Source organism: Pontibacter anaerobius (assembly GCF_026241195.1).
Lineage (GTDB): Bacteria > Bacteroidota > Bacteroidia > Cytophagales > Hymenobacteraceae > Pontibacter > Pontibacter anaerobius.
Genome location: NZ_JAPFQO010000002.1, coordinates 414,526 through 427,661, shown reverse-complemented (window position 1 = coordinate 427,661; position 13,136 = coordinate 414,526). Strand labels below are relative to the sequence as shown.

Sequence of the window (13,136 nt, the reverse complement as noted above, 5' to 3'; positions counted from 1 at the left end):
TACATAACAAAAGCGGCTGCCATACTTTGGCAGCCGCTTTTGTTTTACGGGTAGGTAAAAACGGAAGGCTCTGTAACCTTCTGACCTGCTTGGTGGAGCCAGGTGAAGGTACAGAGCCTTCCTGCGTTTCTTCAAAAGTTATTTTTCAGCTTTAATATTTATATGTTGCTCGGCAATCATGGTCAGTTGCTCGTCTGTTTGTTTCTCCTCCTCCAGAGTCTGGTGCAACAGGTCCAGCACATCTGTCATACCTAATTGCTTGGCATAGGTGCAAACTGTACCGTAGGCTGCAATCTCATAGTGCTCAACCCGCTGGGCGGAGGCGATCAATGCTGCATCCATCACATTGGCGTCGGCTTTCTCGCTCATCATAGAATCAGCTTCCCTGATGATGCCCTCCATGGCTTTGCACTTCTCCCCTTTTGCTTTCTCACCTATCAGGTCAAACACCTGCTCAAGGCGCTCAATCTGTTTTTCTGTTACGCTCAGGTGGTCTTCAAAAGCGCCTTTCAGCTGCTTGGAAGAGGTTGCTTTTATCATTTTGGGCAGTGCCTTCGTGATTTGCTGCTCTGCATTATAGATGTCTTTCAGTTCGTGGATCAGGAGATCCTTTAAGTTGTTTAATTTCATAGCTTGGAAAGGTTACGCGTTGTTGTAATTATGCTTTCGCTTGTTACAGACCTACTATACGGCCTGATGCAGGGTGGGTTTAGCTATATCATTTTTTATTTGTCAACATGCACAAAATGCTGGTTGTTGCTATGCTAAATATAATAAAACATATATAGCGGCATATGGTCCTTTGCATACTTGCTGTTTTAGTGTTGCACCAGGCATCATACTTTGTTTAAAGTGAAACGAAATTAGCTAAAAGCGGTACTCTTACTGTACAAGCATTGGTTTGCAATTTTGTTACAGAATAATTCTAAGAATAAATTAACCTATAAAATCACCCGTGAATACACCTAAAGGAAAACTGATTGCAGTAGGTGGTAACGAAGACAAAGGCAGTTACCCGAACCCAAAATCTAAGAAGAAGTACTACCTCGACTTTTTTGAGCTGGGCATACTGAAGCGTTTCCTGAAGGAGATTCCGGCCAAAAAACCGCACATCGAGGTGGTTACCACCGCCTCCATGATTCCCGAGGAAGTTGGGGAGCGCTATATGAGTGCCTTCGGCATCCTGGGGATTGAAAATGTGCAGCTCATGCATATCCGTACCGAAGAGGATGCCCTTAACCCGGAGTACATTAAGCGGGTGCGCGAGTGCGACGGCATTATGTTCAGTGGCGGTGACCAGTCGCGTATTACGCGCATGTTTCTGGATACCGAAATTCTGGAAATACTCAAGCAACGCTATCAAAACGAAGATTTTATAATTGCCGGTACCAGCGCGGGAGCCATGGCCATGTCTAAAGAGATGATAAAGGGCGGCAGCGCAACCGAATCACTACTGAAGGGAGCGATTAAGATGGGGCGAGGGCTACATTTTCTGGATGGTGTGATCATCGATACCCATTTTGTAATTAGGGGCAGGTTCGGACGCCTGATGGAAGCGGTGGTGACACACCCTAAAACGATTGGGGTTGGCCTTGGCGAGGATACGGGGGTATTGATAACCGAGGGCCATATGATTGAAACCATAGGCTCCAACCTGGTAGTGATTGTGGATGGCCATGAAGTAAAGTATACCAATATCAGGGACGTGGAGCCAGGCCGCCCGGTAGCCATAGACCATATGGTGATGCACGTATTGGCTAAAGGCAACCTCTTCGACATGAACGCCCGCATCTTTTACCAGAACGAAGAAGCCTACCACTATGCCCAACTGCAGGAGCTTAACCGCTAAAAAGTAAAAGAGCTTACCGCAGCCTGATTTATGCTTTGTTTCGTAATCATCATCCATAAAACACCACATATAAAAGCATGAGCATAAAAGCCCTCATACTAGACCTCGACAACACAGTCTTTCCCGTTCCTTCGATTGGAGATGAGCTATTTCAACCTCTTTTTGATTTGATCAGGGAAAGGAATGACTATGAGGGTGATTTTGAGGACATAAAGCGGGACATGATGCGGAAGCCATTCCAGAAAGTGGCCAAGGAGTATGCATTCAGCGAACAGCTTACAGAAAAGGGTGACAGGATATTGCAGGACCTGGTTTATGAGAAAGATATACCACCTTTCCCAGATTTTGCTGAAGTGAGAGCCTTACCTTATAAAAGATTCCTGGTGACAACAGGATATACCAAAATGCAGCAAAGCAAAGTTGAGAACCTTGGCATTAGAGAATATTTTGAGGAGGTGCACATTGTAGACCCCAGTAAAACTAATCAAACCAAAAAAGACATTTTCCAGAGTATTCTGGAGCGTTACAAGTATAAAACCACAGAAGTAATGGTTATCGGCGACGATCCGGAGTCGGAATTAAAAGCGGGCAGAGAGCTTGGCATTCGTACGGTACTGTACACCAAAGACGGAGCGTTTAGCTCCGGTGCCTCGCATAGCATAGTGGATTTCGGGCAGCTGAAAGAGCTGATCGCGCAAAACAAAGTATAACCGCATTGCTTTAGCGTTTATAGATACCGACGAAGGTTTCATCCTGCCCTCTCTTACTGGCACGGTACATCCCCTCGGAGTTAAAGGGTAAGGCAATCTCCCCGGTAGCTGTCACGGCTATAAGGCCTCCCTCACCACCGAATTGCACCAGTTTTTTCAGCACCACCTCATCACAAGCCTGTTGCAAAGTATAACCTTTGTACTCCATCAAACAAGAAACATCGTAGGCCACTACCGCTCGCATAAAGTATTCGCCATGGCCGGTGCAGGAGATGGCGCAGGTGCGGTTGTTGGCATAGGTGCCGGAGCCTATGATTGGCGTATCCCCGACGCGGTTGTAACGCTTGTTCGTCATGCCGCCCGTGGAGGTGGCAGCGGCTACATTGCCCGCCTTGTCTACAGCCACGGCTCCCACCGTCCCGAATTTCTCATCCCGTTGCTCCGTGTGGTCCAGCATAAAGATATCGGAGTCGCGCACCTCGCTCCATTGCTCATACCTATACTTGTCGAAGAAATATTTTTCCGGTGCAAACTCCAGCCCGTAAGCCAGTGCAAACTCCTCTGCGCCGTAGCCGCTTAGCATCACATGGTCCGAGTGCTGCATGATGGCAGCGGCAAGTTTAATGGGGTTTTTTATACTTCTGACACCAGCTATGGCACCGGCTTCCAGTGTTTTGCCGCACATAATGGCCGCGTCCATCTCATGCTTTCCCTCTTTGGTGAACACCGATCCCCTGCCCGCGTTAAACAAAGGCGAGTCCTCGAGGTGCACCACGGCCAGTTCCACCGCCTCTAGTGCCGTACCATCCTGCTCCAGCACGTTGCTTCCGGCTTCCACGGCCTCCTGTAAAGCTGCTCTGTAAGCTTTGTCCTGCTCTGCTGTTAAGGATGATTGCGTGATGGTTCCTGCCCCGCCATGTATGGCTATCGCTGTTTTCTGCATGTTTGTTTGCTGTTTATACTTTTGTAGCTACCCTCTACGCCGATTGTGCAGCGGCTGTTCAGGCGGCCTTTTTTATTACGAATTTTTTGTGCAATTGAGCCGAGGGTATGGACCTAAATCCGGGGAAAAACAGTTATCTTTGTCTATAGTAAAAACAACCAATTAACTTATTGATTATGTCTTTTGATATCCAAGGTAAGCTGTACGAAATCTTTGATGAGCAACAGATCAGCGACAAATTCAGAAAGCGCGAGTTTGTGCTGGAGATTCCGGATGGCTCTTACACGCAGTACGTGAAGTTTCAGCTGACGCAGGACAAATGCAGCCTGCTTGACTCCTATAAGAACGGTGATGAGGTGAAAGTTACCTTTAACCTGACAGGTAAGCCATTCACAAAGAACGGCCAGACCATGTACTTCACAAACCTGCAAGCCTGGAGAATGGAACCTGCCGGTAATGAGTTCGGTGGCGCCCCTGGTGCTGCTGCGCCTCAGCAAGACGCTCCTTCGTTCTACAGCAGCGACGCAGACAACGACCTTCCTTTCTAAAGTATAAACGGTAGCTTTTTTGCTGCAGATAAAGTATAAAGCGGGCCCAACAAGGCTCGCTTTTTGTTTTAGGTAAATGTATGCGTCTGATCAGGAAAAATCAGTATATTGATATAGAGTAAAGCTGCTTAGGCAGAACCCTGCAAGCGAAACAAACGCACTTATTCCTTGGTTATACTTACAGCACCCTACCTACTACTATGGACGAGCTACAGCGCCTTATCTGGGAAGGCGAAAATGACACCGTTGACTTTAAGCAGCGTATTACCAAACCCGAGAAAATCTCAAGAACACTGGTTTCTTTTGCCAATACACGTGGCGGAGTGATATTAGTGGGCGTTAAAGATAATGGCTACGTCTGCGGCGTGGATCCTGAAGAGGAAAAACATACCTTGCAGCTGGCAGCAGACTTTTACTGCGACCCACCGGTGCATTTGCTTTACGAGGAGATAGACCAGGACGACAGGGTGGTGCTGAAGGTAACGGTGCCGGAAAGTATGCACAAACCACACTTTGCCAAGCTGAAGGAGGATGACTGGCGCGGCTTCGTGCGCGTGAAAGACACCAGCGTGCAAACGAGTAAGATGGTGAATAAAGCCTTGCATCAGGCTCCGGAGCAGTTCGAGCCCCTCCCCCTCAACCGCCATGAGGAAACCTTGCTGGAGTACCTGCGGCTGCACCCGCGTATCACGGTAAGGCAGTTTATGAAGCTGGCCAACCTATCTGAGCGACGCGCCTACCGCACCTTGGTTAAACTTGTCATCCACGGTTACATCCTGCTCCACGATAAAGAAAAAGAAGACTTTTATACTTTGGTTTAATCTCTGACCTCTTTACTCCCTTTGGTGCTGCTAACCAGGTTTCCGCTTTTATAGGTTTCGGTGTGGGAGAAGCTGCCCGATTCGTCATACACCTGCCACTCCCCGAACCAGAAGTAGTGATCCCTGGTGGGGGTTCTTATCAATCGGGCAGTACCTTTTCGGGCTAGGTTACCGTTTTCATGGAACTTTTCCACTAGTATTATATTGTTCCGGCGGTTATACTTCTCAAGCATGTAAGGGGTGCCGTCCGGGTAGTAATACTTCCACTTGCCAACCTCCACGCCATGTCTGAAGCGCCCGTTCCGGATCACTTGCTCATCCTCCCCAAAGTATACTTTCCAGCGACCATGGTATTTCCCCTCCTTATCGAACCGGTTAATCCTGAAGAATAAGAAGCCATGTTTCTTTGGTTTCTCCTCTGCAAAAACCTTTTCCTGTCCGTTTACTGCTAAAGGCCACAGCGAAAGCAGCAGGAAAAGGAAAGCGTAGTATACCAACTTCATAAAGTATGATTAAAGTCCCTAATGTATCCTTTACGGAGCAATGTATAAAATTTTTACGTATAACTAAATATTTAGTTATCCACCTCTCTCAAGTATAATTTATTAAGAACCAACACTATATAGTAAAGTGTAAATTTATAGCGGCTGAAGCACTTAAAAAGCTGAGGAAGTGTGGGACGCGGAATTCAGCCATGCTTGTAATTAAAACGTAAACAGGAGCATCAGCGCAATACAGCTTCTAAATCAAGGTTTCACCCAAACCCCCACGCTTATGCCTAAAGCATCGCCCGAAACCAGTATAGCTGGCACCACCAGCAAAACTACCCGTAAAGCAGCCGGCAGTAACAATAAACCCGCAAAAGTCTCTGCTGCTAAACTACCACCGCTAGACAATCACAGCAAGAAAATTTTTGTGTTGGACACCTCCGTCATTCTCTACGACCACAGCGCCGTGAAGAACTTTCAGGAGCATGACGTGGCCATACCCATTACGGTTTTAGAGGAGCTGGATAACTTTAAGAAAGGCAACGACATCAAGAACTTCGAGGCGCGTGAGTTTATCCGCTTCATCGACAAACTATCCTCAGAGCATAAGTTGCAGGATTGGATCCCTTTGAACGGGAGGAACAAAGGCAGTTTTAAAGTACTGATGAACAACACTATCTCCGGGGTCGATGCTATCAATATCTTTGGAGATAAGAACGACCACCACATCCTCAACTCAGCTCTAAAACTACAGCAGGACAAGCCCGGCAATAAAGTCGTGCTGGTCACGAAAGACATTAACCTGCGTCTTAAGGCCCGTTCCCTGAACATAATTTCCGAAGATTATGAGACCGGCAAGATACAGGATGTGGCTGACCTGTATACCGGCTGCGACACCCTGGAAGACGTGGCTGCCGGAGCGGTGAACGAACTCTATGAGCATGGCTTCTGCGATGCGGAGAAAGTGCTGCCTGCACCACCTACTGACAATCACTTCTTTGTGTTGAAGAGCTTTAAAAATTCTGTACTTGCCTTTTACAACATTGCAGAGAAGCGGCTGGAGCGGGTGGACAAACAAACGGCCTATGGTATAAAGCCCCGTAACGCGGAGCAGGCCTTTGCCCTGCATGCGCTCACCAACCCGCACATAAAGCTAATCAGTGTGCAGGGAGTAGCCGGTACAGGCAAAACGCTGCTGGCCCTGGCCAGCGCCCTCGAGCAACGCCGTGAGTACAAGCAGATTTACCTGGCGCGACCCGTCGTGCCCCTCAGCAACAAGGACATTGGTTACTTGCCTGGCGATATCAAATCGAAGCTGAACCCCTACATGGAGCCGCTTTGGGATAACCTGAAGTACATACAGAACCAGTACCCGGAAACGAGCAAGGAATACCAGCGGCTGCGTGAGATGGTAGAGTTGGAGAAACTGATGATCACACCGCTGGCTTATATTCGCGGGCGTAGCCTGTCCAACATTTTCTTTATAGTGGATGAGGCGCAGAACCTGACGCCGCATGAGGTAAAAACAATTATTTCCAGGGCCGGAGAGAACACCAAGATCATTTTTACAGGCGATATTTACCAGATAGACACACCCTACCTCGATTCGCAGAGTAACGGCCTTTCCTACCTGATAGACCGCGCTCGCAACCACCCACTCTATGCGCATATTACCCTGCAAAAAGGCGAACGCTCGGAGCTGGCAAATCTTGCCAATGAACTGTTATAAGTTTAGGAGTTTGTGGGTTATAGAGTTTAGGAGTTACTGAGTTTGTAACAAAGCCATCGTAGGTGAGAGCATTCAGCAGTGGTTGTTTTAAAAAAAACCGTCGAAGTTTTATATAGATTCTCTAACTCTTTAACCCTTTAACTCCCAATAGCTTCTGTAGCCCCTGCAATCCCTGTTCGGCCTCCTGCTTCATTTTATACTTCCGGAGCACACCATGCAGCTTGGCCAGAGAAGATTGCGGCAAAACCGTTTGCTGCCGCCATACTACGTTTGTGCCGCCTTTGGTTGGTATAAGTATAAAAGTGCCAAGTATGGCGGATGCATTATCCGGTGCTGACTGTCGGTATGCTATGGTGTTGGGCTGGGTGCTTTCGGTCAGGAGGATCTGTCCGTTGCCTACTTTGTCGCCGCTCCACTCAAGTCGAGCGCCTTTGCCCTGCATTGGTCCGCCGTAGAGATGAATCATACTTGGGTCATTTTCCTTATTCAGCAGGCTCCACTCCTGCCACTTGGCGGGGTTGTTCAGGTAGGGATACACCTCCTCCGCCGGAAGCTGCAGGTAAACAGCCTGTTGCACCTCAATCTCAGTTGGCAGAAAGTAGGAAGCACCATAAATGGCAGCTGCACCAAGCGGCAGCGCAATCAGCACATATCTGAGCAATTTCATAAAATCTGGTTGAAAGTATAGGCTTGTATTATAAGCAGGCAATTATGCATCAATTTTAAGGAGCATTCCTGACCAAAACAAGCGTTTAAGGTTTAATTATTTATCATAATTTTATGCAGCAACAACAGCCTGCCTGCCAAGAGGCAGCTTTTAACAGGCGATACACGTACAGTGGATTAAAAGATATTAAATAGAAGATGCTATATGCTACAAGATTGGATACAGAAAGGATATAAGTACTCCCAGAACCCTATTTTCAAGAGGTTTGCAGGCAAAGCCGGGGCGTTACTTTCCAAGCCCATGAAAATTGGGCTTCTGCTTACAACAGCGTACAATAAACTGGTGGATGTAAACGACACCGAATCGGGGTTTCAGCAGCTAAAGAACCTCATGATGACCTTCATGCGGATGGTCAGGGCCTATGTGCGGGGCGATTACAGGGACATCTCAAAAAAATCGATGGTAATCGGGGTGGCCGTGCTGCTCTATCTGGTTACACCCCTCGACATTATCCCGGATTTTATACCTGTTATTGGCCTGATGGATGACATAAGCCTAATGGCCTGGTTTGTGGATGCCTTTAGCAAGGAAATAACGAAGTACCGCGAATGGGAAGTCCATACAAGCTACGAGAACATCGGCCGTTTCTGACCAGTTTTTCAACTTAACAACTATTACACGTTTAAAGAGGCATCCTGAGCAACCAGGATGCCTCTTTAATTAAATCTCGCTCGGTTTATAAGTACAAAACAGCTTCTTCCAGAACTAAGCATGCCGTCTCTCCTGCTCCTATAATCACTTTTAATGCCTGCCCATACATCATCGGCTAAAAATGGTTAACTTTAAGGGTTAAAAACAAAAACCAATCTATACTTATCACATGATCAGTAAACGCATATTATCTTTTTTTGCGGCTGCTTTACTGAGCATTGGCATAACTACCGCTCGCCCGGATGAGGGCATGTGGCTGCCGATGCTGTTGAAACAGCTGAACGAAGCAGAGATGCAGAACAAGGGCATGAAGCTCACGGCCGATGACATTTACAATGTCAACCAGTCGAGCCTGAAAGATGCAATCGTTTCTTTCGGAGGCTTTTGCACCGGCGAAATGATCTCACCAGAGGGCCTGCTGCTAACCAACCACCACTGCGGCTACGGCCAGGTGCAGCAGCACAGCACCGTGGAGAACGACTACCTGACAGAGGGCTTCTGGGCCATGAATCGGGAGCAGGAGCTGCCGAACCCTGGTCTTACCGCCACTTTTATCGTGCGTATGGAAGATGTGACCAAGCAGGTAATGGCAGGCACAGAAGGTGCTAAAACCGAGGCGGAGCGCGAATCCATTATCCAGCGCAACATGTCCAAGGTAAGCAAGGAGGCCACTGCCGGCACACATTACAACGCCGTGATCAAGCCGTTCTTCTATGGCAACGAGTACTATATGTACGTCACCGAGACGTTTAAGGACGTGCGCCTGGTGGGGGCACCGCCATCATCTATCGGAAAGTTCGGTGGTGATACGGATAACTGGATGTGGCCTCGCCATACCGGCGACTTCTCCCTGTTCCGTGTATACGCCGGCCCTAACAACGAGCCAGCAGAGTATTCTCCTGAGAACAAGCCTTACAAGCCAAAGCATCACCTGCCAATCTCCCTGAATGGGGTTAAGGAAGGTGACTTTACCATGGTGTTCGGCTTCCCGGGGCGTACGAACGAGTACCTGACGTCACAGGCCGTGAGGGAGATTTACGAGGTATCTAACCCTGCCAAGATCAACATCCGCGAGACCAAGCTGAATATCCTGGACAAGGACATGAAAGCCTCTGATGAGGTGCGCATTAAGTATGCCGCCAAGTATGCCAGCATCGCCAACTACTGGAAAAAGTGGATCGGTGAGAACCGCGGTATACAGAAGGCAAACGCCATAGCCGAAAAGGAGGAGTTGGAGCAGCAATTCGCGCAGTGGGTGGCTACCGACGCATCGCGCCAACAGAAGTATGGCAACCTGCTAGCTGAGTTCGACAAGAACTACAAGGCGCTGGAAGGCATCACTATCTCTCGCGATTACATCAACGAAGCCGTATATGGTGTTGAGATCGTGAAACTGGCCAACAACTTTACCACGCTGCAGAGCATGCTGGCTAAAAAAGCGCCTCAGAGCGATATTGACGCACAGGTGGTGAAGCTGGAGAAGTATGCAGCGGATTTCTTTAAAGACTACAATGCCCCGTCAGACAAGAAGGTGTTTGCCGCCCTGCTGAGTCTGTACTACAACAACATCGACCAGAAACTGCACCCGGAGATCTTTAACATGGTGCGCAGCAAGTATAAAGGCGACTTCGCCAAGTATGCGGAGGATGTATTCGCCAAGTCTGCCTTTGCCTCAGAGGCTGGCGTGAAGAGCGTTTTGGCAGATGCGAAGAAAGGGAAAGACGCCATTAAGAACGACCCGGCTTTTGCGCTGGCCAGCAGTGTGGCAGATTATTACCGCGTTAATGTAATGCCAACGTATACTTCTGTGAACGATAACTTGAGCCTGCTGTACCGCACGTATGTAGCGGGGCTCCGCGAGATGCAGCAGGACAAGACGTTTTACCCGGATGCCAATTCTACCTTGCGCGTAGCTTACGGTAAAGTGGAGCCTTACAACCCGATCGATGGGGTGCATTATACTTACTACACTACCCTGGAAGGCGTGATGGAGAAAGCCGCCTCCGGCATAGCCGAGGATTATGCCATCCCGGCCAGGCTGCGTGAACTATACGAGAAGAAGGATTACGGCCGCTATGGTGTGAACGGCAAAATGCCAGTGGCTTTCATCGCGTCTAACCATACTACAGGTGGTAACTCCGGCTCACCTGTAATCAACGCCAACGGACAGCTGATCGGCACCAACTTCGACCGTAACTGGGAAGGGACTATGAGCGACATCGTGTACAACCCGGACCAGGTGCGTAACATTTCGGTGGATGTGCGCTACATGCTGTTCATCGTGGACAAATTTGCCGGCGCCGGTCACCTGATAGAGGAAATGACGCTGGTGACGGATGATACATCCGGCCTGCCGCAGGTGGATGCACGCAAAAAGGAGCCATCCCAAAAAGACAAGAAGAAAGACCGTAAGAAGAAGAAAAAAGAAAAGGCCGAAGCTACTATCTAAGCTAGCGGCAAGTATAAAATCCCCATTCGGTTTTCCGGGTGGGGATTTTTGTTTTAGCACATCCAGGTGCTAATTTCAGGTTCTATTACCATACTTATACTTTTATGCCGCAAAAATCCCTCTCAACCAAAGAAGAAAGTATACTTATAGAAAAGGCCACCCTGCATCTGAAGTGGCTTTACCCGGGTGCTAAGGCAGTGGCAGATAAGCCTGTACTGGTATTCCTGCACGACTCGCTGGGCTGCATCAAACTATGGCGCGATTTCCCGGAGCAATTGGCGAAGGCAACAGGCTGTTCCGCACTTGTGTACGACAGGCAGGGTTATGGTGAATCGTCCCCTTTCCAAAGTATAAAACGTGGGCAGGATTACCTTGAGCGAGAGGCGGATGTGCTGGAGCAATTACTGGAGCAGCTTCAGGTAACCAAAGCCATACTTTTCGGCCACTCCGATGGCGGAAGTATAGCCCTGATAGCGGCGGCAAAATATAAATCCCGTATTGCAGGCATCATCACCGAAGGGGCGCATGTATTTGTGGAGGAAGTGACCTTAGCAGGGATTCGGGCAGCCGTTACTGCTTACCAAACCACCAACCTGCCGGAGAAGCTGCAGAAATACCATGGCGACAAAACGGATGACGTATTCCACGCCTGGGCCGATACGTGGCTTTCAGAAAATTTCAGGAACTGGAACATCGAGCATTACCTGCCATCCATACGTTGCCCGGTGCTGGTGATCCAGGGAGAGGCTGATGAGTATGGGACCCAAGCCCAGGTTGAAGCAATTGAGACGCAAGTGCAGGGGCCGGCGCAGCAGCTCCTTATTCCGGAAATCGGCCATTCTCCTCACCGCGAAGCCAAGTATGTAGTATTAAGTCAGTCCGCCGCTTTCATCAAGGCCATACTTCTATAAATCCTTCATTTCGAATTTTCCGGCAAAAAAAGTATATTTAAGAAACTAAAGACTGGTAGAGCAGGCATACTGCTGGTGTCGTTTATACTTTATTCTTCAGATACATGAAAAAGCCCCACGCATACTTAAGCATCGCTGCAGCCATTGGCCTGACACTTGGCAGCCATACTTTACTGGCACAGGAACAGGATTACAAGCAACTGCACAAAGAAGCCATTCTTATTGATACCCATAACGATGTGCTTATCTCGGTGATGGAGGGGCTGGATATTTCTCTGGACCTCCGCGGAAAAACGCACTCCGACCTGGCGCGCTTTAAGGAAGGTGGTGTGGATGCGCAGTTTTTTTCTGTATGGAGTGATGAAACCGGCACATTTAAGTATGCCAACCAGCAGATAGACTCCCTGCAGGCCATAGTGAAGCGCCACCCTGACAAAATGATGCTGGCCAACAACACCCAGGACATAAAGCAGGCGGTACAGGAGGGCAAATTAGCATCTTTGATAGGTGTGGAAGGCGGCCACATGATTGAAAGCGACCTGAAAAAGCTGGAACAGCTGCACAAGCGGGGTGCCCGTTACCTGACCCTCACCTGGAACAACTCCACGCCCTGGGCCACCTCTGCCCTGGACGAAAGCTCCGGGAAATTGCCCAACTCCAAAAAAGGCCTGACCAAATTCGGGCAAAAAGTGGTGCACCGCATGAACGAGCTGGGCATGATGGTGGACGTGAGCCACGTAGGGGAGAAAACCTTCTGGGACGTAATGGCTGTCACCAAAAAACCTGTGCTGGTATCGCACAGCTGTGTTCACGACATTAACCCCGTATTCCGCAACCTGACAGATGAGCAGATCAAAGCAGTAGCAAAGAATGGCGGCGTTGTGCACCTCAACTTCTTTTCCGGTTTCCTGGATCCTGAGTTTACCAACCGCATCGATAACTTCGGGAAAGAGCACAAGAGCGAGATCGACTCGCTGAAGAATGAGGGATGGAAGAACGATGCCATCATGGATTTTCTGGCGGAAAACTACCCGGTTGCTGTCCAGGACCTGCGCCCTCCCCTCTCCCTGCTCCTGGACCACCTGGATCACATCGTGAAGCTGGTAGGCGTGGATTACGTTGGCCTCGGCTCCGACTTTGACGGCATCTCCTCTTCCCCGAAACAGCTGGACGGTGTGCAGGATTTCCCGGTAATCACCAAAGAACTGCTGGCTCGCGGCTACAGCGAAGAAGACATCAAAAAGATTCTCGGTGCGAATTTCCTGCGAGTTTTCAAAGCCAATGCAGGCTGATCTATACTTTTAGAAAGG

General features: G+C 48.9%; 13 protein-coding genes. 9 read left to right on the top strand and 4 right to left on the bottom strand.

The annotated features are described in order from the left end of the window. Positions 1-138: 138 nt before the first annotated feature. Positions 139-630: a YciE/YciF ferroxidase family protein gene (locus OO017_RS05185; RefSeq protein ID WP_266051391.1), complete on the bottom strand. Its 492-nt coding sequence runs from the start codon at positions 628-630 to the stop codon at positions 139-141. Positions 631-955: 325 nt separating this feature from the next. Between OO017_RS05185 and OO017_RS05180 the strand changes: the two genes are divergently transcribed. Both OO017_RS05180 and OO017_RS05175 read left to right on the top strand, forming a co-directional pair. After that, entirely contained in the window at positions 956-1,849 is an 894-nt protein-coding gene (locus OO017_RS05180; protein ID WP_266051390.1) for a cyanophycinase, read from the top strand. A 77-nt stretch (positions 1,850-1,926) separates the two neighbouring features. After that, the gene (locus OO017_RS05175; protein WP_266051388.1) at positions 1,927-2,559 is read left to right on the top strand and encodes an HAD family hydrolase; all 633 of its coding nucleotides are present in this window, start codon (positions 1,927-1,929) and stop codon (positions 2,557-2,559) included. A 10-nt stretch (positions 2,560-2,569) separates the two neighbouring features. On the opposite strand, the gene OO017_RS05170 is transcribed toward OO017_RS05175, so the two are convergent. Further along, positions 2,570-3,502: an isoaspartyl peptidase/L-asparaginase family protein gene (locus OO017_RS05170; RefSeq protein WP_266051387.1), complete on the bottom strand. Its 933-nt coding sequence runs from the start codon at positions 3,500-3,502 to the stop codon at positions 2,570-2,572. Between the two features lie 176 nt (positions 3,503-3,678). Between OO017_RS05170 and OO017_RS05165 the strand changes: the two genes are divergently transcribed. Both OO017_RS05165 and OO017_RS05160 read left to right on the top strand, forming a co-directional pair. Continuing rightward, positions 3,679-4,050 carry a DUF3127 domain-containing protein gene (locus OO017_RS05165; RefSeq protein WP_266051386.1) on the top strand — a complete coding sequence of 124 codons (372 nt, stop codon included), beginning with the start codon at positions 3,679-3,681 and terminating at the stop codon, positions 4,048-4,050. A 200-nt stretch (positions 4,051-4,250) separates the two neighbouring features. Next, positions 4,251-4,871, top strand: coding sequence for an AlbA family DNA-binding domain-containing protein (locus OO017_RS05160; protein ID WP_266051385.1), 621 nt, complete (start codon positions 4,251-4,253; stop codon positions 4,869-4,871). Here the strand turns inward: OO017_RS05160 and OO017_RS05155 are convergent. Then, positions 4,868-5,374 (bottom strand): toxin-antitoxin system YwqK family antitoxin, encoded by a 507-nt coding sequence (locus OO017_RS05155; protein ID WP_266051384.1) that lies wholly within the window; start codon positions 5,372-5,374, stop codon positions 4,868-4,870. The two genes, OO017_RS05160 and OO017_RS05155, sit on opposite strands and share 4 nt — an antisense overlap. A gap of 271 nt (positions 5,375-5,645) precedes the next feature. Here OO017_RS05155 and OO017_RS05150 point away from each other — a divergent pair, with 271 nt between their 5' ends. Continuing rightward, a complete protein-coding gene (locus OO017_RS05150; protein WP_266051383.1) occupies positions 5,646-7,088 on the top strand; it encodes a PhoH family protein in 1,443 nt (480 codons plus the stop codon). A gap of 121 nt (positions 7,089-7,209) precedes the next feature. Here the strand turns inward: OO017_RS05150 and OO017_RS05145 are convergent, their stop codons facing one another. Next, entirely contained in the window at positions 7,210-7,755 is a 546-nt protein-coding gene (locus OO017_RS05145; protein ID WP_266051382.1) for an SRPBCC family protein, read from the bottom strand. A gap of 300 nt (positions 7,756-8,055) precedes the next feature. On the opposite strand from OO017_RS05145, the gene OO017_RS05140 reads away from it, so the two are divergent. The 4 genes from OO017_RS05140 (at position 8,056) to OO017_RS05125 (ending at position 13,118) form a co-directional block, all read left to right on the top strand. After that, positions 8,056-8,406 (top strand): YkvA family protein, encoded by a 351-nt coding sequence (locus tag OO017_RS05140; RefSeq protein WP_266051381.1) that lies wholly within the window; start codon positions 8,056-8,058, stop codon positions 8,404-8,406. A gap of 229 nt (positions 8,407-8,635) precedes the next feature. Beyond that, positions 8,636-10,915, top strand: coding sequence for a S46 family peptidase (locus OO017_RS05135; RefSeq protein WP_266051380.1), 2,280 nt, complete (start codon positions 8,636-8,638; stop codon positions 10,913-10,915). A 104-nt stretch (positions 10,916-11,019) separates the two neighbouring features. After that, positions 11,020-11,826, top strand: coding sequence for an alpha/beta fold hydrolase (locus OO017_RS05130; protein ID WP_266051379.1), 807 nt, complete (start codon positions 11,020-11,022; stop codon positions 11,824-11,826). Between the two features lie 104 nt (positions 11,827-11,930). After that, positions 11,931-13,118 carry a dipeptidase gene (locus OO017_RS05125; RefSeq protein WP_266051378.1) on the top strand — a complete coding sequence of 396 codons (1,188 nt, stop codon included), beginning with the start codon at positions 11,931-11,933 and terminating at the stop codon, positions 13,116-13,118. Positions 13,119-13,136 lie beyond the last annotated feature (18 nt).